22 protein-coding genes are annotated in these 24,232 nt (G+C 73.6%); 10 read left to right on the top strand and 12 right to left on the bottom strand.

Translation table 11 applies throughout. The features are described 5' to 3' along the window. Positions 1–22 precede the first annotated feature (22 nt). Together ACZ5T9_RS07135 and ACZ5T9_RS07130 are read left to right on the top strand one after the other, a co-directional pair. Positions 23–1,216, top strand: coding sequence for a YeeE/YedE family protein (locus ACZ5T9_RS07135; protein ID WP_006903795.1), 1,194 nt, complete (start codon positions 23–25; stop codon positions 1,214–1,216). Between the two features lie 32 nt (positions 1,217–1,248). After that, on the top strand, positions 1,249–1,581 hold the full coding sequence (locus ACZ5T9_RS07130; RefSeq protein ID WP_006903794.1) for a sulfurtransferase TusA family protein: 333 nt from the start codon (positions 1,249–1,251) through the stop codon (positions 1,579–1,581). A gap of 342 nt (positions 1,582–1,923) precedes the next feature. Here ACZ5T9_RS07130 and ACZ5T9_RS07125 read toward each other — a convergent pair whose 3' ends face one another. The 3 genes from ACZ5T9_RS07125 to ACZ5T9_RS07115 are packed head-to-tail and all read right to left on the bottom strand — an operon-like array spanning position 1,924 to position 4,753. Next, positions 1,924–3,489: a sensor histidine kinase gene (locus ACZ5T9_RS07125; protein ID WP_464832401.1), complete on the bottom strand. Its 1,566-nt coding sequence runs from the start codon at positions 3,487–3,489 to the stop codon at positions 1,924–1,926. 1 nt (position 3,490) lies between these two features. Next, a complete protein-coding gene (locus tag ACZ5T9_RS07120) occupies positions 3,491–4,189 on the bottom strand; it encodes a winged helix-turn-helix domain-containing protein (RefSeq protein ID WP_464832400.1) in 699 nt (232 codons plus the stop codon). 60 nt (positions 4,190–4,249) lie between these two features. After that, entirely contained in the window at positions 4,250–4,753 is a 504-nt protein-coding gene (locus tag ACZ5T9_RS07115; protein ID WP_464832399.1) for a molybdopterin-dependent oxidoreductase, read from the bottom strand. Between the two features lie 244 nt (positions 4,754–4,997). On the opposite strand from ACZ5T9_RS07115, the gene ACZ5T9_RS07110 reads away from it, so the two are divergent. Next, positions 4,998–5,786, top strand: a complete 789-nt coding sequence (locus ACZ5T9_RS07110; RefSeq protein WP_464832397.1) for a CBS domain-containing protein — start codon at positions 4,998–5,000, stop codon at positions 5,784–5,786. A gap of 147 nt (positions 5,787–5,933) precedes the next feature. Here the strand turns inward: ACZ5T9_RS07110 and ACZ5T9_RS07105 are convergent, their stop codons facing one another. The 4 genes from ACZ5T9_RS07105 to ACZ5T9_RS07090 all read right to left on the bottom strand — a co-directional run bounded on the left by ACZ5T9_RS07105 (position 5,934) and on the right by ACZ5T9_RS07090 (position 10,483). Then, positions 5,934–6,239 carry a hypothetical protein gene (locus ACZ5T9_RS07105; RefSeq protein WP_006903789.1) on the bottom strand — a complete coding sequence of 102 codons (306 nt, stop codon included), beginning with the start codon at positions 6,237–6,239 and terminating at the stop codon, positions 5,934–5,936. 50 nt (positions 6,240–6,289) lie between these two features. Then, entirely contained in the window at positions 6,290–8,152 is a 1,863-nt protein-coding gene (locus tag ACZ5T9_RS07100; protein ID WP_464832395.1) for an ABC1 kinase family protein, read from the bottom strand. A gap of 37 nt (positions 8,153–8,189) precedes the next feature. Next, positions 8,190–9,092: a Dph6-related ATP pyrophosphatase gene (locus ACZ5T9_RS07095; RefSeq protein WP_464832394.1), complete on the bottom strand. Its 903-nt coding sequence runs from the start codon at positions 9,090–9,092 to the stop codon at positions 8,190–8,192. A 92-nt stretch (positions 9,093–9,184) separates the two neighbouring features. After that, positions 9,185–10,483 (bottom strand): M20 family metallopeptidase, encoded by a 1,299-nt coding sequence (locus ACZ5T9_RS07090; protein WP_464832392.1) that lies wholly within the window; start codon positions 10,481–10,483, stop codon positions 9,185–9,187. Between the two features lie 182 nt (positions 10,484–10,665). Here ACZ5T9_RS07090 and bshA point away from each other — a divergent pair, with 182 nt between their 5' ends. From bshA to ACZ5T9_RS07070, 4 genes are all read left to right on the top strand, one after another. Further along, a complete protein-coding gene (bshA, locus tag ACZ5T9_RS07085; protein WP_464832390.1) occupies positions 10,666–11,871 on the top strand; it encodes an N-acetyl-alpha-D-glucosaminyl L-malate synthase BshA in 1,206 nt (401 codons plus the stop codon). Positions 11,872–11,902: 31 nt separating this feature from the next. Then, positions 11,903–12,265 (top strand): S1 RNA-binding domain-containing protein, encoded by a 363-nt coding sequence (locus ACZ5T9_RS07080; RefSeq protein ID WP_006903783.1) that lies wholly within the window; start codon positions 11,903–11,905, stop codon positions 12,263–12,265. A 272-nt stretch (positions 12,266–12,537) separates the two neighbouring features. Continuing rightward, on the top strand, positions 12,538–14,154 hold the full coding sequence (locus tag ACZ5T9_RS07075) for an oligosaccharide flippase family protein (RefSeq protein ID WP_464832389.1): 1,617 nt from the start codon (positions 12,538–12,540) through the stop codon (positions 14,152–14,154). Positions 14,155–14,348: 194 nt separating this feature from the next. After that, positions 14,349–14,774: a methylglyoxal synthase gene (locus ACZ5T9_RS07070; protein WP_464832388.1), complete on the top strand. Its 426-nt coding sequence runs from the start codon at positions 14,349–14,351 to the stop codon at positions 14,772–14,774. Between the two features lie 188 nt (positions 14,775–14,962). Here ACZ5T9_RS07070 and ltrA read toward each other — a convergent pair whose 3' ends face one another. Together ltrA and ACZ5T9_RS07060 are read right to left on the bottom strand one after the other, a co-directional pair. Continuing rightward, positions 14,963–16,255, bottom strand: coding sequence for a group II intron reverse transcriptase/maturase (gene ltrA, locus ACZ5T9_RS07065; protein ID WP_464834381.1), 1,293 nt, complete (start codon positions 16,253–16,255; stop codon positions 14,963–14,965). Between the two features lie 670 nt (positions 16,256–16,925). Beyond that, a complete protein-coding gene (locus ACZ5T9_RS07060) occupies positions 16,926–17,186 on the bottom strand; it encodes an alpha/beta-type small acid-soluble spore protein (protein WP_006903780.1) in 261 nt (86 codons plus the stop codon). A 339-nt stretch (positions 17,187–17,525) separates the two neighbouring features. On the opposite strand from ACZ5T9_RS07060, the gene ACZ5T9_RS07055 reads away from it, so the two are divergent. The 3 genes from ACZ5T9_RS07055 (at position 17,526) to ACZ5T9_RS07045 (ending at position 21,260) form a co-directional block, all read left to right on the top strand. Further along, positions 17,526–19,301, top strand: a complete 1,776-nt coding sequence (locus ACZ5T9_RS07055; RefSeq protein WP_464832387.1) for a 2-oxoacid:acceptor oxidoreductase subunit alpha — start codon at positions 17,526–17,528, stop codon at positions 19,299–19,301. Between the two features lie 3 nt (positions 19,302–19,304). Further along, positions 19,305–20,183 carry a 2-oxoacid:ferredoxin oxidoreductase subunit beta gene (locus ACZ5T9_RS07050; RefSeq protein ID WP_006903778.1) on the top strand — a complete coding sequence of 293 codons (879 nt, stop codon included), beginning with the start codon at positions 19,305–19,307 and terminating at the stop codon, positions 20,181–20,183. 498 nt (positions 20,184–20,681) lie between these two features. Continuing rightward, positions 20,682–21,260 (top strand): DinB family protein, encoded by a 579-nt coding sequence (locus ACZ5T9_RS07045; protein ID WP_464832386.1) that lies wholly within the window; start codon positions 20,682–20,684, stop codon positions 21,258–21,260. A gap of 160 nt (positions 21,261–21,420) precedes the next feature. Here the strand turns inward: ACZ5T9_RS07045 and yjjX are convergent, their stop codons facing one another. The 3 genes from yjjX to ACZ5T9_RS07030 all read right to left on the bottom strand — a co-directional run bounded on the left by yjjX (position 21,421) and on the right by ACZ5T9_RS07030 (position 24,085). Then, positions 21,421–21,963 carry an inosine/xanthosine triphosphatase gene (yjjX, locus tag ACZ5T9_RS07040; protein ID WP_006903775.1) on the bottom strand — a complete coding sequence of 181 codons (543 nt, stop codon included), beginning with the start codon at positions 21,961–21,963 and terminating at the stop codon, positions 21,421–21,423. 78 nt (positions 21,964–22,041) lie between these two features. Next, positions 22,042–22,860, bottom strand: coding sequence for a response regulator (locus ACZ5T9_RS07035; protein WP_464832385.1), 819 nt, complete (start codon positions 22,858–22,860; stop codon positions 22,042–22,044). Beyond that, a complete protein-coding gene (locus ACZ5T9_RS07030) occupies positions 22,853–24,085 on the bottom strand; it encodes a sensor histidine kinase (protein ID WP_464832384.1) in 1,233 nt (410 codons plus the stop codon). Before ACZ5T9_RS07030 ends, ACZ5T9_RS07035 begins: the two co-directional genes overlap by 8 nt. Positions 24,086–24,232 lie beyond the last annotated feature (147 nt).

The raw sequence follows: 24,232 nt of genomic DNA, 5'->3' as shown, positions 1-24,232 counted from the left end.
CAGCGAAGCGGGGGAGAACGCCATGGATCTGCACGGGCCGGTCTTCTTGCTCCTGGGCGCGGCCTTCGGTCTCGCCTACGGCTTCCTGCTCCAGCGAGGCGACTTCTGCTTCACCTCGGCGTTCCGCGACCTGTACGCCTTCCGCCACACCCGGGTGCTCCAGGGCATCGTCACGGCCGTGGCGGTGACCACCCTGGGCTGGGGGATCGCCCTGTCCGCCGGCTGGGCCACGCCCGACCGGCTGTGGGTGCCGCCGGTGGGGTGGAACAGCCTGCTGGGCGGCTTCCTGTTCGGCATCGCCATGTATGTCGCCGGCGGCTGCGCATCCGGCACCCTCTACCGCGCCGGCATGGGGTACGGGCAGTTCTGGATCACCCTGCTGGGCATGGGCGCCGGCTATTACGCCTTCCTGCGCCTTTTCCCCACGGTCCTGCAACCGCACTTCTTCAAGCCGCTGCAGATCGCGGGCCCCGTGACCCTCTACCGCCTGCTGCCCTGGCCGCCGCTGCTGACGGCCCTGCTGGCCGTGGCCGTGCTGCTGGCCGGCGTGGCCCTGGTGGCCGGGCCCGGCGCCATCCGCCGCTCGCTGGCGGAACTGGCCGGGTTCTTCCGGCAGGGGCCGGGCGTGCTGCTCCGCCTGCGGTCTTGGGACACCCGGGCGGTGGGGCTGCTGCTGGGCCTGGTGTCAACGCTGCAGTTCAGCCTGTGGACCATCTGGGGCATCACCGGGCCCGAGACCCGGTGGGTGGCCGTGGCCTGGGCCGCCGTGGACGATCCGGCCCGCGTCGCGGCCAACCCGTACGTGGCGAGCCTGTTCCGCGGCTACCCCGGCCTGGTGCCCGGGCCGGAGGAAGTGCTGATCGCCGGCATCATCGCCGGCGCCGCCCTGTCGGCCCGGCTGAACGGCACCTTCCGCTGGCGCAGGCCGCGGCTGCGGCGGCTGCCCAACGCCGTGGCGGGAGGCTTCTTGCTGGCCTTCGCCTCCCGGCTCACCCCGGGGTGCAACATCGGCAACCTGCTGAGCGGCCTCCCCGCCCTCTCCCTGCACAGCCTGCTGGCTTCGGCGGGCATCGCGGCGGGCATCTACACGGCGTGGAAGATCGCCCACCTGCGGCAGGCCGCCCTGCTGAGCTCGTGCCGGGTGGAGCCGGCGACCGCCGGCACGGGGACCGGCACGCCGGCGAAGCCTGCGGCGGCACCGCCGGCGGGAATCTGAGGGCACGGGGAACGGCAAGGGAGGTGGATACCATGGCCCTGTTCAAGCGGCCCAACCTGGAGCAGGCGCGCCAGCGGCTGGCGGCCCTGGGCCAGGCCAATCTGGTGGACCGGACCGGCGCCGGCACCGCCGTCACCGCCGACCGGGAGATCGACGTCACGGGCGAGATCTGCCCCTACCCGGTGGACGCTGCCCTGGAGGCGCTGGCCCGGATGGCGCCGGGCCAGGTGCTGGCCGAGCTGACGGATCACACCATCTCCACCCACACCGTCCCCGCCGCGGTGGAGCGGTCGGGCCTGGGTGAGGTGCTGCGCATCGAGGAAAAGGAGCCGGGCCTTTACCGCATCCTGATCCGGCGGCGGTGACGGCCTCCGGGTGACAGGGGACTCCCCGCGGGCGGGAGCGCCGCGGCCCTGCCAGGGCTGCCGCGCTCCCGCCGGCCCGGAACGCTCCCCTGCTCTCCCGCTGGCCCGGGACGGTCCCCCGCCCCCCTGGGGCCGCCGGGCGGGCGGCCGGTGCTGCCGGCCGCTCGCATCGCAGGGCTCGGCAGGGTTCGGAGGGTAAGCAGGGTCCCCTGCGTTGCCCGCCACGGCGCCGGCCGCCGGGCCGGCGGGGTGGCCGGCAGCCCGCCCCGGCCCACCGCCACGGCAGGCGCCGGACCTTGTCCCCGCAGGCCATCCAGCCCAAGCTCCCGGGCCCGTCCACCTTCAGCCACCGGGGGCTCCGGCCCCATCGCCGGGGGAGCCCGTGACGGCCCCGGACTCTTCCGCCCCCACGGACCGTGCTTCCGCTCCCGGGGACCGCCCGCCCCGGGATTCCGGTGCCCGGGACCCGCCCCGGGGTTCCGGGGCCCGGGGCAGGACGAACCAGAGGCGCGTGCCCTGCCCGGGGGCGGATTCCACGCCGACCCGGCCCCCGTGGGCTTCCACCAGGGCCCGCACGATGCTGAGCCCCAGGCCCGCACCACGGCTGCGGGCCGCCTCCCGGCCCCGGTAAAAGGGCTCAAAGATCCGCGGCAGGTCCGCGGGATCGATGCCCGGGCCGTTGTCGGCCACCTCGATGCGGATCCCACCGGGCACCAGCACCGCGTCCAGCCTCACCTGGCCCTCCGGGCCGGCGTGCCGGGCGGCGTTGTCCACCAGGTTGCCCAGCACCTGGGCCAGGCGGTGGGGGTCCGCTTCCAGCCACGCCCCGGCCAGGTCCGGGTCGACCCGTACCTGCCAGCGGGCGCCCCGCTCCCGGACCAGCGCCTCCAGGGCCGTGGCCCGTTCCTCCAGCCACGGTCCCGCGGCAAAGCGCTCCAGCCGCAGGTCCAGCTGGCCCGTCTCGATCTGGGCCAGCTGGAAGAGGTCGTCGATCAGCCGGCCCAGCCGCTCGGCCTCGGCCACGATCTGCCCCGCCTGGCGGCGGGCGGCGGGTCCCGCTTCCACCAGCCCGTCCCTCAGGGCTTCCCCCAGCCCGCGGATCACCGTCACCGGGGTGCGCAGCTCATGGGAGATGGTGGCCAGCATGGCCCGCCGCAGCGCCTGGGAGCGGCGCAGCTCGCCCACCAGCCCCTCGATGCGCTCGGCCATGTGGTTGAACCCGGCCGCCAGGCCGGCGATCTCGTCCCGGCCGGCCACCCGCAGGCGCCGGGACAGGTCGCCCGCGGCCAGGGCCGCCGCCGCCTCCTGGATCGCCGCCAGCCGCCGCACCATCCGGTAGCCCACGGCCCAGCCCGCCGCCAGGGCCACGGCCACGGCCGCCCCGGTGCCCAGGGCGAGCCAGGTGCCGATCTCCCGGCGCACGCCACCCAGTTCCCGCAGGGGCCGGAAGACCACCACGGTGCCCAGGCTCCCCTGGCCGCCGGGCACGGGAATCGGGGCCACGGCCACCACTGCCGGCACGTTGGCCAGGATCTCCCGCACGCCGTAGCCGGGCGCCCGGATGCCCCGGATCACCTCGGGCGCCAGCTGCCAGCCCTCCAGATCGCCCACCAGGGTAGCGGAGTTCCAGCGGATACGCCCGGCCGGATCGACCACCAGCACTTCCCCGTCCACATAAAGGCGCGACAGCCGCACCGCCGCCAGGTCGGCCAGGTAGGTGGCGGGCAGCCCGGGGAACGCCTGCACGTCCAGAAGGGCCACCACGCTGCGGGCCTGGCGCAGCAGCACGGGCCCCAGGGCGTCCACCATGGCCCGCTCGGCCAGGGCGGGAGCGCCCACCAGAAGCAGCAGGGCCACCGCCACCAGGATGGAGGCATAAACCAGCGCCATGCGCCAGGCCAGCCGCAAGTCAGCTCGCCTCGCCCTCGGGGTCGAACCGGTACCCCACGCTCCACACCGTCTTGAGATAGCGCGGGTGCTGGGGATCGGGCTCGATCTTCCGCCGCAGCCGCTGCACGTGGACGTCCACGGTGCGGGTATCGCCGGCATAGGAGAAGTCCCAGACCCGCTCCAGCAGCTGCTGGCGGGTGAAGACCCGGTGGGGGTGGGTGACGAACAGGGCCAGAAGGTCGAATTCCTTGGGGGTGCAGGCCACCTCCCGGCCGCCCACCCAGAGCCGCCGGGCGGCCAGGTCGACGGCGCACCGGCCGAACCGCACGGTGACCGGCGCCGGCTCTTTGGCGGCCCGGGCCCGGCGCAGCACGGCCCGGACCCGGGCCACCAGCTCGCGGGGACTGAAGGGCTTGGTCACGTAATCGTCCGCGCCCAGCTCCAGGCCCAGGACCCGGTCCGTCTCGTCGGCCCGGGCGGTCAGGCAGACCACCGGAGTCCCGGCCTCCACCAGCTCCCGGCACAGGTCGAGGCCGCTGCCGTCGGGCAGCATCAGGTCCAGGACGACCAGCGCCGGCGCTTCGCCCCGCAGGGCGGCGCGGGCCCCCGCCAGGCTGGCCGCTTCCCGCACGGCGAACCCTTCCCGCTCCAGGTAGAGCCGGCAGACCTCCCGGATCCCCGGCTCGTCGTCCACCACCAGGATGCGCTCCCCCGGCACGCCCCGGCCCTCCCCGCCCTGCCGCCGTTGCGGCGGCCGGTGCCTCGTCCTTGCTCCTGCTTAAAAGAAGCCGTACCGCTGCTCCTTCCAGGGGTCGGCCTCGTTGTGGTAGCCGCGTTCCTCCCAGTAGCCCGGCCGGTCCTGGGGGAGCAGTTCGAAGCCCCGCACCCACTTGGCGCTCTTCCAGAAGTACCGGTGGGGCACCAGGAGCCGCACCGGGTAGCCGTGTTCCGGCGCCAGGGGCCGGCCGTCGAACTCGAAGGCCAGGAGCACGTCGTCGCGGTACAGGTCGGCCAGGGGCAGGTTGGTGGTGTAGTCCGGGTCGGCGTGGACCAGGACGAACCGGGCCTCCGGCTTGACCCCGGCTTCCTCCAGGACCCGGGCCGCCGGGACGCCGCGCCAGCGGGTGCCCAGCTTGCTCCAGCGGGTCACGCAGTGGATGTCCACCACCACCTCGCGGACAGGGAGGCGGCGGAACTGGTTCCAGGTCAGGGTGACGGGCCGCTCCACTTGGCCGAAGACGCGAAAGCTCCAGTCGCTCAGGTCGTCCCGGTAGCGGGGCACCTAGCCCGTGTGCAGGACCGGAAACTTCTCGGTCACCACCTGGCCGGGCGGCACCCGGTCTCGTACGCTGGTTTCGGCCAACGCCTTCACCTCCGCTGCCTAGTCTCTCCAGGCCGCCGGAGCCCGGCTCGCCGCAGGCGCCCCTGCCGGAGCCGGTCCCGCCAGGGCCGCGGGGTGCGCCAGGGCCCAGGACCGCAGGGGCCCGGCGGGGAACAATCAACCTGGCCGAAGGAGGTCGACGCCCATGCCCACGACCCTCTGGCAGGCAGGTCGCATCGCCCGCCCCGCCCTTTATGCCCGGCCCCAGGACCCCGTGGGCCGGGTGCTGGCGGCCCTCAAGCAGGCCGGCTTCAGCCGGGCGCCCGTATGGGACGGCCGGCAGGTCACCGGCGCCCTGACCGCCCGCACCTGGCAGCGCCTGCTATTCGAAGGACTCGATCCGGACCGGGTGACGGCCGCGCAGGTGCAGGAGCCGCCCCTGCCCCAGGTGACGCCCGCCGCCGGCCTGCTGGAGGTGCTGGACGGGCTCGCCCGCGCTCCCGCCGTGGTGGTGGCCGCCCCCGGCCGGCCACCCGGGATCATCACCTATGTCGACGTGGTCCGCGACGCGGCGCCCTACCTCTGGCTGCGGGAGCTGGAGCAGGTCCTGCGGGTCCTCTTGTACCGCCTCGAAGCCTCGGGCCCCCGCGGCGGCTGGCTCGCCCTGCTGCCGCCCGCCCAGGCCCGGCGGATCGAGGAGTACTGCCGCCGGGACGGCGGGTCGGACCCGCTGGATTACGTCGACCTCTACGACCTGCGCCAGCTGGTGGAAGCCGGCTGGGACCGGTGGTTCCGGTCCTGGCTGAGTCCCCTGGACCTGGGCGCGGCCCTGGACCTGCTCGACCGGCTGCGCCATGCCCGCAACGACGTGGCCCACATGCGGGACCTCTCCCCCGGCCAGCGCCAGGAGCTGGAGCAGGCCGTGCGCCGGCTCCGGGAGCCGGTGCGCCGGCGCCTGCTGGACGAACCGCCCACCCGGCCCGACCGGCGGTGAAGGCCAGCAGCTCCGGCGGCGGCCGGCGGCCCGGCGCCATACCGCCCCCCGCCGGGAACGTCCCGCCCCCGCCGCCAGCCCTTGGGAGTCGCGCCGCAGCCGGCGCCCCGGTGTCCGGGATCCCGGCACCGCCGGGAGGCCGGGGGCCTATCCCCCGGCGGGGTCCGGCCCGCCCGCCCGGCCGGGGCCCCTTCCTCCCCGGCGATCCCCCTGGCGACGCCGCTCCAGCTGCCGGCGAAGGAAGAGATAGGCCAGCCACAACACGGTGGCGTCATCCAGCCAGGAGGCGGGTGGCAGGCCCGGCAGCAGGTCCGCCGGCCAGACCAGGTACAGGGCCGCCAGCAGCACCGCCAGGCGCGAGGCGGTGCCCGCCTGGGGGTCCTTCAGCAGCCGGACGATCTCCACCCATTCCCGCCACCCCGGCCGGGGGCGGGTGCCACGCCACCGCTGCATGGATCCACGGCTCCTTCCTGCCGGCCCCGAGGCCACCCTGGTGCTGCGGCTCAAAGCCGCCCCGACCGCACGATGGCCCACAGCAGCGCCGCCGTGGCCAGGGCCAGCACCGCCACCCCCACCTCCAGGAAGGGAAAGCGCAACACCGGCTCGCTGCGGCCCAGCAAGGCGCCCGCCAACACCAGCGCCGCCATCAAGATAGTAAAGGAAAGCAGGAGCACGCTGAAGGCCAGGCGGTTGACCAGCCGGCTCAGCCCCTGGTGGAACTCCTCCCGCTCCACAACCTCCACCTTGAAGACCGGGCGCCCCGCCCGTGCCTGCACCAGCAGGGCATGGAGCTGGGCGGGCAGGTCCAGCAGGGGCTCGGCCCGTTCTTCCCAGCGGTCCAGCCAGCGGCGGCCCACCTCGGCCGGCGAGAGGTAATGGCGCAGCAGGCGCCGCCCCAGGGGCCGGGCCAGGTCCAGCACCGCCAGGTCGGGGTCGATGGCCCGCACTACGCCCTGCAGGGCCAGCAGGGTCTTGCCCACCAGGGCCAGATCGGCCGGAACCCGGATGCGGTAGCGGCGCAGCAGGTCGAAGAAGACCGGCAGGATCTCCCCCAGGTCGAGCCGGCTCAGGGGAACGTCCAGGTACCGGTCGAGGAGCAGCTCCAGGTCGCGGCGCAGCAGGCGCCGGTCCGTACCCGGCGGAATGACGGCCAGGCCTTCCACCGCCTGCAGCAGCCCGCCCGCGTCGCCGCGCCAGAGGGCGATCACCATGGCGGCCAGTCGCCGGCGGGTGATGCGGTCCAGCTGTCCGGTGATACCGAAATCCACCAGGCCCACCCGGCCCCCGGGAAGCACCAGGATGTTGCCCGGGTGCGGGTCGGCGTGGAAGAACCCGGCCCGGAAGAGGGGGTCCAGCACCGCATCGACCAGGGTGCGGGCCAGGCGACGGGCCCCGGCGGGCTCCAGCCGCCCCGCCTCCGCCAGGCGGACGCCCTCCAGCCGTTCCAGGGTGAGGACCCGCGGCGTGGTGTACTCCCAGATCACCTGGGGCACCTGGATTCCCGGCCGGCCGGCCAGAAGCCGCGCCAGTCGCTGCGCGTTCCGCGCCTCCCGGACGAAGTCCAGCTCGGCCCTCAGGCTGGCGGCCAGCTCCGCGGCGATGTCGCGGAAGGGGTAGAAGGCCGCCCAGGGGCTGTAGCGCTCGGCCAGTTCGGCCAGATCCATGAGCAGGGCCAGATCGGCTTCGACGGTGCGGCGGATCCCGGGCCGCTGGACCTTGACCACCACCGCCCGGCCGTCGGGCAGCTGGGCGGCGTGGACCTGGCCGATGGAGGCGGCGGCCAGGGGGCGCGGGTCGAAACGGCGGAACAGCTGGTGGAGGGGACGCCCCAGCTCCTGCTCGATCTGGGCGGCGGCCTCCTCGAAGGGAAAGGGCGGCACCCGGTCCTGCAGCCGCTCCAACTCCCGCAGCACGTCGGGAGGCAGGAGGTCGGGCCGCGTGCTGAGCAGCTGCCCCAGCTTGACAAAGGTCGGCCCCAGCTCTTCCAGGGCCTGGCGCAGGTGGACGCCAAATCTGCGGCCTCCCTCTGCGGCCGCCACCTTCCCTGCCGCGGCCGGGACCGTCCCGTCGCCGGCGGTTCGGGCCCCCGGCGTCCCCCGGGTGACGGCTTCCCCTGCCCCTGGCCCGCCCCGCCCCGCCGGCCCCCCGGCCGGCGGGGCGGCCGCCCCTGCCGGCGGCACCGCCGCCGTGCCGTCGCGCCGGAGGCGCCACCGGCGCCGCGGCCAGGGCCAGCGGTCCCGCCGTCCCTGGCGGGGCAGGCCGGCCTGTTCCACCAGCACCGTCAGGCCGTGGCGGGCCAGGACGGCCGCAATCTCCCGGTACCGCCGCAGGTTGCGCAACCGCTGGTAACGGCTGGTCGCCGCCATCCCTCCGCCTCCTCGCCGGCCCCTGGGGCGGGGCGGGTCAAAGCGCCCTCCCCGGCGGCCCGTCAGGTTCCCCCGGCGCCGCCGGCAGCAGATCCAGGTACCAGAAGCCGCCGCGTTCCACCCGCTCTCCGGGGCGGAAGGCCACCGGCTCCCGGAAGGCGGGCCCGTCATAGACAAAGGTGTGGAACTCGCCCCGCTCGCCGCAAGGGTCCACGGCGGCCGGCAGCTCCGCGAGCAACCGGGCGTCGTAGGGCCGGCCCAGCCACCGGGGCCCGAGCTCCGGACCCGACGCCACCACCACCGCGCGGATCCCCGACGCCACCACCTCGGCCGCCAGTTCCCGGGTATCTTTCCCCCACAGGGGAAACAGGGCGGTCATCCCCGCCCGGGCCAGTTGCCGTTCCCGGTAGGCGCGGATGTCGGCCAGGAAGAGGTCGCCGAAGGCGACGGTGCGGACGCCCTGGCCTGCCAGCCGGGCGAGGGCGCGGGCCATCCGTTCTTCGTAGTCGGCATTGGAACAGGGGTCGGGCAGGGGTACCCACCACAAGGGCAGGCCCAGGGCCCGGGCCTGGGCCTCCACCAGCGCCCGGCGGACCCCATGGATGCTGATCCGCCCCGTGACCTCGTTGCCGGTGGCCAGCAGGCCCGCCACCCGGACCTGCGGGTCGGCGGCCAGACGTGCCAGGGCCAGGGCCGAGTCCTTGCCACCGCTCCAGCTCAGGACCACGGGACGGACCGGCCCGGGCGCCGGTGGCGCCGTGGCGGCCCGCGGACCCACCGGCCGCGCACGGGCGCCCTGCCGGCCGGACCCCGCCCCCTTCGGGGCGTGGCCGGTCCCCCGGGCCTCCGCTCCGGCCACGGGCCGGGCGGCGCCATGCCCGGCCGGCGCCCGCAGCCCGGCACCGCCTGCCGCCTGGACGCCTCCGGACGGCCTGTCCATCCTCACCCTCCCCCGTTCCGCTGCAGGCATGGCCGGTCCGGACCCCACGGGGCACCTGGCGGCCCGGGGAGTGCCGGGCACGCGCCTGCCCCTCACGCCGGCCATCCGGCGACGCCGAGCCACCCGGCAAAGGCCGCCGCATAGAAAAGGGCGCCCTGAACCAGTTCGTCCACGGTGATGAACTCGCCGGGGGCATGGGCCAGATCGGGCCGGCCTGGTCCCGCGATCACCGTGGGGATGCCCGCGGCCACCAGGTAACGCATGTCCGTTACCGCCACCGTCCCGGCTTCGGGCATGTCCTGGCCCGTGACCGCCAGTCCCGCCGCCCGGACGAGCTCCACGATGGCCGCATCCGCGGGAGTTTCGGCCGGCTCGGCCCATTGCCAGCGGGTGATGGCGGCCGTCACGCCGGGATGGCGGGCCAGCACCTCGGCCACCACGGCTTCCACCTCCTGGCGCACCGACCCTGCGGTCTCCCCCGGCACCGCTCGCCGGTCGATCACCAGCTCGCAGCGCTCGGGGACCCGGTTGGGACTGTCGCCGCCGCGGATGCGGCCCACGCTGGCCGTGGGTGGGCCGAGCAGGGGGTGGAAGGCGTCCCAGACCCGCTCCTCCAGGGCCAGCACCAGCCGGGCAGCGGCCGCCACCGCGCTGGCCCCCAGGTGGGGCACGGCGGCATGGGCGGGCCGCCCCTGCAGGCGCAGGTGGATCCAGGCCGCCCCCCGCTGGGCCCGGACCAGGTGCAGGCGCGTCGGCTCGCCCACGATGGCGCCATCGGCCCGCAGCAGCCCGCGCCGGGCCAGCCAGCCCGCGCCATGACGCCCCATGGCCTCCTCGTCGGCCACCAGGGCCAGCACCAGCTGGCCGCGCCGGGGGCCGCCCAGGCGGGCGACGGCCGCAGCCGCCGCCAGGGCAGCCGCCACCGGCCCCTTCATGTCCACCGCCCCGCGGCCGTAGATCCGGTCGCCGTCCAGAACCCCGGCGAAGGGGGGATGGGGCCAGGCGGCCGGGTCCCCCGCCTCGACCACGTCCAGGTGCCCGCACCAGAGCAGGGTGGGTCCGGGCTCGGCGCCCTGGCGGCGGGCGATCAGGCTGGTCCGCCCGGGACGGGGCTCGTAGGTTGCCACGTCAAAACCGTGGCGCTGCAGCCAGGGTACGGCCACGGCCGCCGCCTGGGCCTCGCCGCCCGGCGGGTTGACGGTCCGGGCGCGGATCAACGCCTGGGCCAGCGGGACCAGCTCCTGCCGGGGAAGGGCCCCTTCCAGCCTGGGCAGGAGGGCCCGGATGGCGGCCGGGGCGGCGGCCCGCGGCGGCACGGCGGTCCGGGCCGGGGCGCCCGCCGGAGCCGGCCCGGCGGAGGATGCCGGTTCGTCCCTCGGGGGTTCTTGCACCGTGCTCTCCCTCCCTTCGCCGCCGTCGCGGGCGGCCCTTGCCGGCCCGCCGGGGCGACGCCAGTGGTTGTTGGCAGGCCGCCTGCTGGTACAATGGCGGCGGAAAACCCGCAATCCCCCGGAGGGCCGGTCCCCGCACCGGGGTTCCTGCGGGCCAGGGTCAGATCGGGAGGTGGGCGCCTTTGGCCCCCGGAGCGGCACGCTCCCTGCGCATCGGCATCAGCTGTTATCCCTCCTCCGGGGGCAGCGGCGTGGTGGCCACCGAACTGGGCCACCAGCTGGCCGCCCGGGGCCACCAGGTCCACTTTATCAGCCACGACGTGCCCTTCCGCCTGGACCTGACCCGGCCGGGGATCCACTTCCACCCCGTGGAGGTCCCCTCCTACCCGCTGTTCACCTACCCGCCCTACGACCTGGCCCTGGCCAGCCAGATGGCCGCGGTGGCCGAGGAACGGCAGCTGGACCTGCTCCACGTCCACTACGCCATTCCTCACGCCACCGCCGCTTACCTGGCACGGGCCATGCTGGCGCCCCGGCACCACCTGCGGGTGGTGACGACCCTTCACGGCACCGACATCACCCTGCTGGGCACCCACCCGTCCTTCCAGCGGATCGTGGAGTTCAGCATCAACCAGTCCGACGCGGTGACGGTGGTATCCCACTACCTGCGGGAGGCCACCCTGGCCGCCTTCCGGGTGGAACGGGAGCTGGAGGTCATCCCCAACTTCGTGGATCCGGCCGTCTTCCATCCCGGGCGGCGCGGCGATCCGGCCCTGCGCCGCGGGCTGGCCGAGCCAGGGGAGCGGGTGCTGGTGCATATCTCCAATTTCCGCCCGGCCAAGGATGCCCCGGCGGTCATCGCGGTCTTCGCCCGGGTGTGCCGGGAGGTGCCGGCCCGGCTGCTGCTCATCGGCCACGGTCCCGACGTGGACCGCTGCGCCCACATGGCCCGGCGGCTGGGAATCGCAGACCGGGTGCGTTTTCTCGGCGAGCATACCGACGTGGCCCGCCTGCTGGCGGCCGCGGACCTCTTCCTGCTGCCGTCCCGACAGGAGGCCTTCGGCCTTGCCGCCCTGGAGGCCATGGCGTGCGGCGTACCGGTGATCGCCGCCCGCACCGGGGGCCTGCCCGAGGTGGTCGAACACGGCCGCACGGGCTACCTGCTGCCGCCCGGGGACGTGGAGGGCATGGCCCGCCGCGCCCTGGAACTGCTGCAGGATCCCGCCCGCCACGCGGTCTTCTCCCGCGCCGCCGCCCGGTCCGCCCACCGCCGTTTCGCGGCAGGGACAGTAATCCCGCGCTACGAAGCCCTCTACCGGCGCCTGCTGGGCGAGGACGGCCCCTCCTCGGGCCCCTCCTCTTCAGTTCCGCGCCCGGATGTGAGATAATAGGCCCATCCTGGCATCTAGGAGGCGCGGCATGGCGGAAGCATATTCGGTCGGGGACATCGTCGAGGGCACGGTGGACGGGATCACCGGCTTCGGCGCCTTTGTCAAGCTGCCCGATGGGCGGACCGGGCTGGTCCACATCTCGGAAGTCGCCCACGGGTGGGTTGAAAACGTCAGCGACCACCTTTCGGTCGGCGACACGGTGAAGGTCAAGATCCTGCGCATCGACGAGGCCAACAACAAGATCGCCCTGTCCATCAAGGCGACCCAGCCGGCGCCGGCTGACGGCGGCCGCCGGCCCCGGCGCGACAATCGCGACTTCGAGCGCAAGCTGGCCGACTTCCTGAAGCAGTCGGAGAAGAAGTTGCGCGACGCCCGGCTCGAGCGCTGGTAAGCCCGAGGACCGGTCAGCGGGCGGCAGGCAGGCGACCGCCCGGCAGGCGGCAAGACGGGTTCCGTGAACGGCCACCTGTTGCGGAGCGGCGACCTCTTGCTCCCGTGACCCGTGGTTCCCTCACCCGCACATGGTTCCATCACCCGCACCCGGACCGCCGGTTCGACCGCCGGCGGTCTTGTTTTTCCGGCGGGCCTGGCCCGCGCGTCCTCCTGGTTTGAGCCCGTCCCCGGCGGCATAGGCATGGTGGCGTGAGAGGGGACGGGATCGGCATGGGGGGCATCCTGCGCGCCACCCTGTGGCTCACGGCGGGCAACCTGGCGAACCGGATCCTGGGCCTGCTCTACCGGCTCCTCTTGGGCCGGCTTCTCGACCCTGCTCGCCTGGGCCTGTTCCAGCTGGCCATGTCGCTGTACTTTTCCCTGCTGACCCCGGTGGTGGCCGGGCTGCCCGACGCCGTGGCCCGGGTGACGGCCCGCAGCGCCGGGCATCCGGCCCTTCCCCGGGTGATCACCCGCACCGCCGCCCTGGCGGTGGCCGGCGTGGCCCTGCCTGCCGCCTGGCTGCTGCTCACGGGCTGGACGCCGCCCGGCCCGGGCTGGGTGGAGGCCCGCCAGGCCGTGCCCCTGGTGCTGCTGCTCCCGGCCATCGCCCTGGCGGCGGCCTCGGCCGTGCTGCGAGGCCAGTTCCTCGGCGACGGGCGCTCGGCCTGGATCGTCATCGCCCAGCTGGTGGAACAGGTGGTGCGGGTGGGCGCCCTGGCCCTGGCGGTCCATCCCGGCGTCCGGCTGCCCTGGCCGCCCCTGGTGTTCCTCACCGGCCTTCTGGTGGCGGGGGAGGCCGTGGGTTTCCTCTCCACCTGGCTCGCTTACCGGTCCGTCGCGCCGCCGGCGGGCAGCGGCTCGCCGCCCGGGCGGGGCACGGTGGGGCAGCCGCCGCCCCCTGCCGGCGGGCCCGGGCACGGGGCGGCGGCCATGCGGCCGGCGGGCCCGCCCGGGCAGGGCGGCGGTCCGGCTCCCAGCCTGGGGGAGGTGCTGGCGCTGGCGGGCCCGGCCACGGTGGAGCGAATCCTGCTGTCTGCGGCACGGCTGCTGGAGGCCACGTTGATTCCCACCCGCCTGGTTCAGACCGGCCTGACGGTCACCCAGGCCCTGGCCGTGTACGGCGAACTGGGCGGGCTGGCCGCGCCCCTGCTCCTGCTGCCCACGGTCTTCAGCGGCGCCCTGGCCGCGGCCATCGTCCCGGCAGTGGCCCAGGCGGAACACGATCCCCGCAGGCTGCGGGACCAGGTGCGACGCGTGGTGGCGGTGGCGCTGCACCTGGGTGTGCTGGCCGCCGTGCTGTTCGCCCGGGAGGGAACCGCCCTGGCCGCCCTGCTCTTCCCCGGCGCTGCCGGTGGCGACTACCCGGGAGCCGGTCGCCTGATCCACTGGATCGCTCCGGCGGCGCTGCTGCTGTACGCCGACCAGGTGGCGGCGGCGGTGATGCGGGGTCTGGGCCGCCCCCTGGAACCCATGGTGGTCGACCTGGCCTCGGCGGGAGTGCGCATCGCCGTCATCGCCTGGGGCATCCGCCCGGGGATGCCGCCCGACGCGGCGGTGCGCGTGGTTTGCCTTTCCCTGGTCGCCGACGTGGTGGTGGCCGGCGGTGGCAACCTGGCCTGCGCCCTCTGGCGGACCGGCACGGCCCCGGACCTGGTGGGCTGGGTCGTCCTGCCGGCCTGCGCCGGGCTGGCCGCCCTGGGGATCCTGGACGGCCTGGCCCCCCTGCTGGGTTCCGGGCTGGCAGGCCGGCTGCTCAGCTGGAGCGCTGCCGGCGCGGCCGTGGCCGCCATCGCCTGGGTCGCCGCCGCGCCGCCCCGGCCACCCCGGACGGCGCTGCCGTCGTAAGCGCCCGCCGGAGGGAGGGTACGGGGGGCATGAAGGCCCCCCTGGCCAGGACCGGAGGCACGGGACCCGGGGAGGGCGGCCGTCTCCTCCCGGCCCGCAGGGGCTCTTGAAACGCGGCCGCCCCCGCCGGCCCGCTGGCGCCTGGCCGCTAGCCGGCCCGGCAGGGCATAATGGCAGCGGGGAGGCGGTTTGGCTTGAGGGTGGCACTCATTGCCCACGACAAGAAAAAGCCGGATCTGTTGCGGTTCGTCCAGCGATACCGCGAGGTGCTGGCCCGCCACCAGCTGGTGGCCACGGGCACGACGGGCCGCATGGTGGCCGAGGCGACGGGCCTGCCGGTGCACTGCTACCTCTCCGGACCTCTGGGGGGTGACCAGCAGATCGGCAGCGAGATCGCCGGGGGCCGGATCGACGTGGTCTTCTTCCTGCGCGATCCGCTGACGGCCCATCCCCACGAGCCCGATGTCAGCGCCCTGCTGCGCCTGTGTGACGTCCACAACCTGCCCATCGCCACCAACCTGGGCACCGCCGAGGCCGTGATGGCCCACCTGGCGCGCCAGGACGCGGACGCGGCCGGAGCTTCCGGCGACGGGGCGGTGACGCCGCCCGCCCGGGGGTAGAACGGGGCCGCAGCCCTCCTCGTCTTCGTCGGCCTGCGCGCTGGCGTGGCTGGGCTGGCGAGAGCCGCGTACCGGCGCGGGGGGTGGTCAGGGCTCCTGGGGGGCGAGGTGATCCCGGCGGGGGGCAGGTTCCGCCGCGGCGGATCCTGCGCAATCGAGTAGGAGGGGCCGGTCACGGCCCCGTCCTCTCACACCACCCGGCATGCGGGTCCGCACCGGGCGGTTCGTCGAGCATGGCGAAGTTGGTGGTAGTACTGGGTCAGGCTCAGCAGCCCCTGGGCAAGCCAGTAGCGCTTGCCCAGGGCGCTGTTGAGCGGGCCGCCAGCCATGGCCCAATAACCCCGGCGCGAAAAGGCCCACTGCCGGGCCTTCCACTCGGGATGTCCCAGGGCGCGGAGTTCCCGCAAACGGGTGCGGGGCCGTTTCCATTGCTTCCAAAGGCACGCCTGCAAGCGTCGCCGGAGCCAACCTTCCACGGTATCGAGGAGGCTTGCCATGTCCGCAATCCGGAAGTACGCAAGCCAGCCCCGCAGGTAAGTGTTGATCCGGCGGATCCGCTCGGTCATGGAAACGGACCACGTCCGGCTGGTCAGGGTGCGAAGCCGGTCTTTGAGCCGCTGCACCGTTTGGGGGGCCACCCGCAGGCGGACGCCGTCCCGGCCGTGATACATGCTGAAGCCGAGGAACTTGCGTCGCCACGGCCGATCAACCGCGCTCTTTTGTTCGTTGACCTTGAGCCGAAGCCGCTGCTCGAGGAAGCGCCGTACGCCTGCCATGACCCGGTGCCCTGCCCGTTCCGAGCGGACGTAGATGTTGCAATCGTCCGCATAACGGACAAAGCGGTGTCCCCGCCGTTCCAGCTCTTTGTCCAGGTCGTCGAGAAGGATGTTGGCCAAGAGCGGGCTGAGGGGGCCGCCCTGGGGCGTCCCTTCTTCCGTCCGCACCTTCACCCCACCGACCATCACGCCGGCCTGCAGGTAGCGGCGGATCAGCATGCGGACGCGCTTGTCCGCGACCTTCCGCATCACCCGGGCCATCAGGACGTCATGGTTCACCCGGTCAAAGAACTGTTCGAGGTCCAGGTCGACCACCCAGGCGTACCCTTCCTCGACGTGCCGCCGCGCCGCTTCGACTGCCTGGTGCGCGGAGCGTCCCGGCCGAAAGCCGTAACTGTGCTCCGAAAAGTCGGGGTCGAAGATCGGCGTCAGCACCTGCAGCAAAGCCTGCTGGATCAGGCGGTCCAGGACGGTCGGGATACCCAGTAGGCGCGTGCCGCCCCCGGGTTTGGGGATCGCCACCCGGCGGACGGGCTGCGGCTGGTAGGTTCCCGCCAGCAGCTGGGCGCGTACCTGCGGCCACCGCTCCCGCAGAAAACCCCGCAGTTGTTCGACGGTCATGCCGTCGATACCCGGCGCGCCCCGGTTCTGCTCCACCCGTCGTAGGGCGGCCCCCATGTTCTCCCGGGCCACCACCTGCTCCATCAGGTCCACGCCACCACGTCCTCCGCGGGGAGGGGCGCCGGTCTGTCCCGGCCGGGTGCTCCGCTCTCACCCAGGCCCCGGTGGGATTCACCACCGCTTCCTGGGCGAGGCCCTCTCGGGTTGGCTGCTCTCCTCGCACCCGGCGCGAACGCGCCAACACCCTCCCGGACTCGACGTTCGGCCCTTCCCGCCGGCCCGGCCGGCGGTACTACGGCCTCTGCTGACTCCTGCCGGCTCAGCCGCGCCTTGCGGTCGCGGGTTGCCAGCTCCGCTGGCCTACCGGCAGGCCTCCCCGGGTAAGAGCGAGCACTTTCGTCGCACACCCGCCGCGTTTACAGCGCCGCCCTTCGGCCCATCTCGGGCTTCGCTGTGTTGTGCCAGCTCGCCCAGACGGCGCCGCCTCGCCCGCGGTTCCTGGTCGTCGGGTCGCGACTTTGCCTCCGGCTTCCTTCGGATCCCGCGTCGCCGCGGGCACCCTTGCCTTCGGCTAGCGGTTGTACGGGGCCACCCTCCGCAGGGGACTTTCACCCCTTAGCACTCGCCCATGCCGGGCGCACACAGGAAGGAGGCGGGGACCTGAGCCCCCGCCTCATCGGGGTGTCCTGGGGCCGAGCCGGGAGCCGGTTCGTCCCGCGGATGCGGGCCCGTCACCCGGCATGCTCATGCCCGCTTACCGGGTCTGCTGGCCGGGGATCTGCTGGCTCACCGGCGGCAGCGTGCCCTGCTGCGCCAGCTGCTGCTCCGCCAGCGCGATCATGCGCCGCACCATGTGACCGCCCACGGCACCGGTCAGGCGGGTGGGCATGTCACCCCAGTAACCGTCCTGCGGGACCTGGATCCCCAGCTCCTGCGCCACCTCATACTTGAAGCGGTCCAGCGCCTGCTCCGCACCGCGGAAGAGGGCGCGGTTCCGCTGCTGACCCTGGGCCATTGTCGCACCTCCTTTTACGGCTTCTTGAGGGCCGTCGTTGCCCGAGGCAGTCATAGCATGAGGACGGCCTTCCCCCTTCATGCTGCCAAGCTCAGGCTTCTTCACCGGCATCCGGTTCCGGCCGCCTCAAGAGCCGGCACGCGGCAAGGTGCGCGGGTGATCCGGCCCCCGGCGCGCCACGCCGCCGGCGACGTTGTGGAATGGAATGGCAGACGTGCAGGAAACGTTGCGTCCCCCTGCAAAGTTGCATGGGCGGTTGCGGAGCGGTCGTAGTACAATGACGGTGCGGCAAAGAACGGATGGCGGCTTCCGCCGAATCCTTCTAAGGAGGCAGCGTCCGTGAGCAATGAGCTCACCTGGGTGGTAGGCGGCCAGCAGGGCGAGGGGATCGATACGACGGGTGAGATCCTGGCGTCGGCGCTGAACCGCCTTGGCTATTATATCTACGGTTATCGGACCTTCGGGTCCCGGATCAAAGGCGGGCATACGAACTACCGGATCCGTATCGCGCAGCGGCCGGTCTACGGCATTGCACCCCAGATCGACGTCCTCATCGCGTTCGATCAGGACAGCATCAACCGCCTCGCCGGCGAGATGGCCCCGGGAGGCGTCGTTGTTTTTAACGGCAAGGGCGGCCGGGGCAAGCTGCCACCCGGTGTGGAGGGCGTCCGGCTGATCGAGGTCCCCATGCTCGACCTGGCCCGCGAGCTGGGCAACCCGATCATGAAGAACATGGTCGGCGTCGGCGTCTCCGCCGCGCTGCTGGGGCTGGCCCCGGAAGACATCGAGCCCATCATCGACGAGCGCTTCGCCGGGAAGGGCGGCAAGCTCGTGGAGGCCAACAAGACCGCCCTGCGCCGGGGTTATGATGCGGCCCTGCAAGCCCTGGGCGAGGCGGACGGCCACCTGCACCTGGCCCCGGCCGACGGCCGGCGCCGCTACCTGATGACCGGCGACGAGGCGGCAGCCTTCGGCGCGCTGGTGGCGGGCTGCCGTCTGGTGGCGGCCTATCCCATCACCCCGGCCTCGGAGATCATGCACTGGCTGGTCAAGAAGCTGCCCCAGTACGGCGGCGTGGTCGTCCAGTCCGAGGACGAGATCGCCGCCATCAGCACCGTCATCGGCGCCGGTTACGCCGGCGTGCGCGCCCTGACGTCCACCTCGGGCCCGGGCTTCTCCCTGATGCAGGAGGCCCTGGGCTACGCGGGGATGATCGAGGCGCCTTGCGTCATCGTCAACGTGCAGCGCGCCGGTCCCAGCACGGGCATGCCCACCAAGCACGAGCAGTCCGACCTGTTCGAGATGGTGATGGGTTCCCACGGCGACCTGCCGCGCATCGTCCTGGCGCCGGTGACCATCGAAGACTGCTTCTACGGCGCCGTGGACGCCTTCAACCTGGCGGACCGCTACCAGACGCCGGTGATCCTGGCCCTGGACCTGGCCCTGGGCCTGGCGAAGCAGACGGTGGAAGGCATCGACTTCGAGAGGGTGCGCATCGACCGCGGCGCCGTGGCGCTGCCCGACGACCTGAACTGGGAAGGCGGCGACTTCAAGCGCTACCGGTTCACGGACACCGGGATCTCGCCCCGCTCCCTGCCGGGCATGCCGGGCGGCCTGCACCTGGCCACGGGCCTGGAGCACGACGAAACGGGTCATATCACCGAGGACCGCGGAAACCGCGTCCGCATGATGCAGAAGCGGCTGCGCAAGTTCACCCAGGTGGACGGGGTGGAGGCGGTGCGCTACGAGGGCCCCGAGCAGCCCGAGGTGCTGCTGGTCGGCTGGGGAGCCAGCTACGGCGCCCTGCGGGAAGCCCGGGAGATCCTGACGGAGCGCGGCGTTGCCACGGGCCACGCCCACATCCGGCTGCTGGCCCCCTTCCCCGTGGGGCCGGTGGCCGAACTGCTTGGCCGCGCCAGGCACGTGTTCGTGGCCGAGAACAACGCCCAGGGCCAGCTGGCGGCCCTGATGCGCCAGCACATTGACAGCGCCGACAAGGCGCGCCTGCGGACCGTGAACAAGTACGACGGGACCCTGTTCCTGCCGGCGGAGATCGTGGAGCCGGTGCTGGCCGCGGTGTCGCCCATGGCGGCGTCGGCCAAGGAGGTTGGATGAGGCATGGCGACGGTGATCCGCACGCCCAAGGACTACCGGACGAACGCGGCGCCCTGGTGGTGCCCCGGCTGCGGCGACTTCGGCGTGCTGCGCGCGCTGCAGGAGGCGGCCGCCAAGCTCAACCTGGCGCCGGAGAACGTGGTCCTGGTGGCCGGCATCGGCTGCTCGGGCAAGATCGGCGACTATTTCCGGTCGTACAGCGTGCACACCGTCCACGGCCGCACCATGCCCGTGGCGATGGGCATCAAGCTGGCCAACCGGGACCTCACGGTGATCGCCGCGGGCGGCGACGGCGACGGCTACGGCATCGGCCTGAACCACTTCATCCACGCGGTGCGCCGGAACATCGACATCACCTACATCGTGATGGACAACCACATCTACGGGCTGACCAAGGGCCAGTTCTCGCCCACCAGCGCCCAGGGCTTCAAGACCACCTCGTCGCCCGCGGGCACGGCGGACCGGCCCATCAAGCCCCTGCAGCTGGCCCTCTCGGCCGGGGTCACCTATCTGGCCCAGGCCTTCTCGTCCCATCCCGACCACATGGCCGAGATCATCGCCGAGGCCATCCAGCACAAGGGCTTCTCGCTGGTGAACTGCATCAGCCCGTGCGTGACCTACAACAAGGTCAACACCTACGACTTCTACAAGGAGAACCTGGTCAACCTGGACGAGGACCCGGACTACGACCCGCGCAACTACGACCTGGCCGTGGAGACGGTGCGCAAGTACGACGAGCTGGTCATCGGCCGGATCTACATCGACGACAGCCAGCCCTCGTACCAGGACCTTTTGCCGGGCTACGCGGAAGAGCCCCTGGTCAAGGCCCGGCTGGAATACGAGCCCGAGCACTGGCAGGCGATCCTCAAGGAGTTCGCCTGACCCGGGCGCCCCGGGCCCCTGCCGCCGCGCTGACCGGCGGGCGGCGGCCGCCGGTCAGCGCGGCGGCAGCGACAGCGTGACGCTCCTGCACGCCCCCGGAAGCACCCGGCCGCGGCACGGCCGGGTGCTTCCGGGGGCGCGTTCTTGGCGGGGCCTCCTGGCTCCGCCAACCCCGGCCCGCCCGGGACCGGAGGGGTGCCGGCAAAGCCACGGGGCAGCCGTTCCCGGGAGCGCCGTGCAGGCGCCCTGCTGACCCGCGGGCTCCGCCGCCAGGCGCCGCCTGGGCCGGCGCGCCGGATGCCGCCACCCGGCGGCCCGGCGCCACTGCTCACCGGCTGCCACCGGCCGGTGCGGGCCCGGCCACGCATGGACGTCGATGCTTGGGTACAATACGAACAAACCTTACAAGGGACGGGCGCCGCGGAAGCCGTGACGCCCTGCCCTGGGGCTCCGGCCGCGGGCGGCGGCCGGCCCGGCGGCCAGTGGGAGGTGCCCGCCATGCCGGTGCACACCCTGGAGGATCTGCAAAGCTACCTGGACCACTCCCGGCGCAAGGTGCTGCGCCTGGCCGTGCAGGTGCCGCGACCCCTGTGGCACCAGCGCCCGGCCCCCGATCGCTGGTCGGTGCTGGACAACCTGGAACACCTGGTGTTGACCGAGCGGTTTTGCGGGGATCTTCTGGAGCGCATGCTGGAGAGGGCCCGGCGCGAGGGCCGGATGAGCCGCGGCCTGCCCGTCCAGTGGGTCGATGCCCGCCCCGTCATGCTGGACGCCGAGGGCAAGACCTACAGCGCGCCCGTGTGGGCAGAACCCCGGGGCCGCTGGCACGACGAGGAGGTGGCGGAGGAGCTGGCGGCCAGCCGCCGGCGCCTCGAAGCCATTCTCCCTGACCTGCCGCGGTACGACGTGGAGCGGGTGATCGAGCCGCACCCTCTCTACGGCTGGCCCTTCAACGCCGCCCAGTGGATCCACTTCGTGGGCTTGCACGAGAACGTCCACGCCCGCCAGCTGGAACGCATCGCCCGCCACTGGGTCCAGCAGGGTGCCATGGAACCCTTGCCGCAGGACCCCCGCTGAGCCCCGCCGCCCTCCACCGCCGTCCGGACTCCCGGCGCCGGACCTCGGCGAAGCCGCTGATGACATCCCAGCAGGGCGGCCCGCCCGGGCGCTGGCCCCGGCGGCACCTGGCACGCTGGCGAAGAGGCGCCGGCCGTGGCGGGCGCTCACGGCGCCGGCATCATCCGGCCGGGGACGAGAACCAGTCCCACTGGGGCGTGAGCCAGGGCGCCAGAGCGCCGGCCACGGCCATTTGCCAGAGCTGGGTGCGGTCGACCAGCCCCCGGGTGAACAGGCCCACGGCTCCGGGGCCACGCCCGATGCCGGCCACGCCGCCCAGGCGCTCCAGCAACGGGCCCAGTTCCTCCCCGTGGAGGACGGCCCGCACCACCACCGGCGGCAGGGGCATCCGCAGGCTCCAGGCCACGCTTTCCCGGCCCTTCCGGTCGCGGGCGCAGCAGGCGCTGAGGAGGAACCCGGCCGGATCAACCCCACCCTCCAAGCCGATCCCCAGATCCGCCACCCCGCCCGCCCACTCCAGGGCCAGGCGGGCCCGCTGCCGCGCTCCCGCCTCCGTCTGGGCGGCTCCCAGCGGCTGGTCCGGCACCCCGCTGGGCACCTGGTGGCCCGTCACCTCCGCGCCCGGCCAGGCGGCGGTGATCACCCGGCGCACGGCCTCCACCTTGGTGGGGTTGGTCGAACCCACGGCCACCCGGCGTGGCACCAGCGCCTCCTCCACCTCCAGCCCCCCGTCCCCGGAGCCTCCGCCCTCCGCCGCCTCCGGCCCGCCGCCCCGGTCCCGTCAGTCGTCCAGGGAGATCAGGCCGTGGCGGATGGCGTACTTGGTGAGTTCCACGGCGTCATGCAGGTCCAGCTTCTCCATGATGTTGGAGCGGTGCGCCTGGACCGTCTTGATGCTGATGAACAGGCGGTCGGCGATCTCCTGGTTGGTCAGCCCCTGGGCGATCAGGGTCAGCACCTCGGTCTCCCGCTCCGTGAGGCCGTCCACCCGGCGGGGCGCCCCCTCGCCGGCCCCCTCCCCCTTCTGGCGCCGGGCGGCGCCGCCCACCACCTTGGCCGCCACATCGGGATGCAGGATGGTGTGCCCCTGCACCACCGCCCGCAGGGCCGACACCAGTTCCGTGGCCGCGGAGCGCTTGAGCACGTAGCCCGCCGCCCCCGCTTCCAGGATGGGGAAGATGTACTCCTCGTTGTCGTGCATGGAGAGGATCAGCACGCGGGTTTCGGGGCGCTGCTTGAGGATCGCCCGGGTCGCCTCGATGCCGTTCATCCCCGGCATCCCGATGTCCAGCAGCACCACGTCGGGCTGCAGCCGCCGCGCCAGTTCCACCGCCTCGCGGCCGTCGGCCGCCTCCCCCACCACGGCGATGTCGGGGTGGGCTTCCAGCAGGGTCCGAATGCCGTCCCGCAGGATGGCGTGGTCGTCGCAGACCAGCACCCGGATGGGCCGCTGGACCTCGCGGCCCGCGCCAGCTTCCGGCCCCCCCGGCTCCCGGCCGCCTGCCCCGCTCGCCGCGCCCGCCCCCCCTGCCGGGTCCGCCCGGCGGCCGGCGGCGTCGCCCGCGCCGCCGGGGCCGGTCCGTCCTGCGAACTCAGACATGGCCCATGGCCGCCTCCTCCCGGGCATCTTCCCCGCCGCCACTGCCGGCGACGGTCACGGGTGCCGCCGGCCCCGCGAGGGAACCCGGCGCCCCGGGCGCATCCGGCACTCCGGCAGGGTGCGTCCCGGCTCCTTTCCCAGGGGCCGCGGCGTCCCCGGCCGGATGGCCCGGCAGGCCCTCCAGGGGGATCCAGACCCGCAGCCGGGTGCCCTGGCCCGGCCGGGAATGCAGTTCGATCCGGCCGCCCACCAGGGCGGCCCGCTCCCGCATGCCGAAGAGCCCCAGGCCACGTCCCGGATCGGGACCCGCGCCAGGAATCATCTGGCGAGGATTGAACCCGACCCCGTTGTCCCGGATCTCCGCCGACACGCCGCCGGGTTCCCGCCGCAGCATGACCTGGGCCCGGGTCGCGCGGGAATGCTTGAGGATGTTGGTCAGGGCTTCCTGGACGATGCGGAAGAGGGCCGTCTCGATCTCGTCCCGCAACCGGCCGTTGAAGCCGCTGGCGCTGAGTTCGACCTCGATGCCGGCCGGCTCCAGCACGTTCTGGACGTACCACCGCACCGCGGGGACCAGCCCCAGGTCGTCCAGGATGGTCGGGCGGAGGTCAAAGGTGAGGCGGCGGATCTCCTCCAGCGTGTCGCTGGTCAGCTGGCGGATGAAGGCCAGCTTGCGCTGGACGTCCTCGGGGGCGTCGCCGCCCAGCCGCTCCTTCAAGAGGTCCAGGTGGATGAGCAGGGAGGTCAGCACCTGGCTGGTCTGGTCATGCAGCTCGCGGGCGATGCGCTTGCGCTCCTCTTCAAGGGCCCGCAGCACCTGGGAGGCCGTGGCCCGGCGGTATTCGTCCAGCCGGTCCAGCACCTCGTTGAAGATGGCGCCCATGGCCGCCACGTCCGGGTCCCCCACGATGGCCGGCGCCCGGGCGTGGAACTGGCCGGCCCGCACGTCGTCCATGATCTCCCGCAGCCGGAACAGGGGCAGGAAGGCCACCCGCAGGATGACCCAGTTGATCCCCAGGCTCACCACCAGCCCGGCGGTGAGGAAAGCCAGGATCACCACGGTCAGCGCCTGGTCCTGCAGCCACCGCTGGACCAGCGGCAGCTGCCGCACATGGGCCGCCAGCACCGCCGCCCCGATCCCCGTGGCCACCAGCAGGACCGCGTTGGCGATCAGGACCTTCTGGAAAATGTTCAAGCGATTGTGGATGGCGTAAATCCAGCGCATCCGCGGAGCCTCGCCCATGGCGGGGGTATGATACGCCCGCGCCGGCTGCCCGTCCATCGGACGGCAGCCGGAAGGCGGCGCCGACTCCACCGGGCAGAGAGCCGATGGTGCGTCGCAACGGCCCTTAAACGACCCGGTGAAGACCCG

The organism is Thermaerobacter nagasakiensis (assembly GCF_055396825.1).
Note: the sequence above shows the minus strand (reverse complement) of the source record. Positions and strands in the feature narration are given on the sequence as shown.

What these genes read in the sequence shown, in the direction of transcription:
- ACZ5T9_RS07030 (WP_464832384.1), bottom strand. Translation starts at nt 24,085, where the DNA reads ATGCGCTGGATTTACGCCATCCACAATCGCTTGAACATTTTCCAGAAG.
- ACZ5T9_RS07100 (WP_464832395.1), bottom strand. Translation starts at nt 8,152, where the DNA reads ATGGCGGCGACCAGCCGTTACCAGCGGTTGCGCAACCTGCGGCGGTAC.
- ACZ5T9_RS07045 (WP_464832386.1), top strand. Translation starts at nt 20,682, where the DNA reads ATGCCGGTGCACACCCTGGAGGATCTGCAAAGCTACCTGGACCACTCC.
- ltrA (WP_464834381.1), bottom strand. Translation starts at nt 16,255, where the DNA reads ATGGAGCAGGTGGTGGCCCGGGAGAACATGGGGGCCGCCCTACGACGG.
- ACZ5T9_RS07050 (WP_006903778.1), top strand. Translation starts at nt 19,305, where the DNA reads ATGGCGACGGTGATCCGCACGCCCAAGGACTACCGGACGAACGCGGCG.
- ACZ5T9_RS07060 (WP_006903780.1), bottom strand. Translation starts at nt 17,186, where the DNA reads ATGGCCCAGGGTCAGCAGCGGAACCGCGCCCTCTTCCGCGGTGCGGAG.
- ACZ5T9_RS07080 (WP_006903783.1), top strand. Translation starts at nt 11,903, where the DNA reads ATGGCGGAAGCATATTCGGTCGGGGACATCGTCGAGGGCACGGTGGAC.
- ACZ5T9_RS07075 (WP_464832389.1), top strand. Translation starts at nt 12,538, where the DNA reads ATGGGGGGCATCCTGCGCGCCACCCTGTGGCTCACGGCGGGCAACCTG.
- ACZ5T9_RS07095 (WP_464832394.1), bottom strand. Translation starts at nt 9,092, where the DNA reads ATGGACAGGCCGTCCGGAGGCGTCCAGGCGGCAGGCGGTGCCGGGCTG.
- ACZ5T9_RS07035 (WP_464832385.1), bottom strand. Translation starts at nt 22,860, where the DNA reads ATGTCTGAGTTCGCAGGACGGACCGGCCCCGGCGGCGCGGGCGACGCC.
- ACZ5T9_RS07130 (WP_006903794.1), top strand. Translation starts at nt 1,249, where the DNA reads ATGGCCCTGTTCAAGCGGCCCAACCTGGAGCAGGCGCGCCAGCGGCTG.
- ACZ5T9_RS07110 (WP_464832397.1), top strand. Translation starts at nt 4,998, where the DNA reads ATGCCCACGACCCTCTGGCAGGCAGGTCGCATCGCCCGCCCCGCCCTT.
- ACZ5T9_RS07105 (WP_006903789.1), bottom strand. Translation starts at nt 6,239, where the DNA reads ATGCAGCGGTGGCGTGGCACCCGCCCCCGGCCGGGGTGGCGGGAATGG.
- ACZ5T9_RS07135 (WP_006903795.1), top strand. Translation starts at nt 23, where the DNA reads ATGGATCTGCACGGGCCGGTCTTCTTGCTCCTGGGCGCGGCCTTCGGT.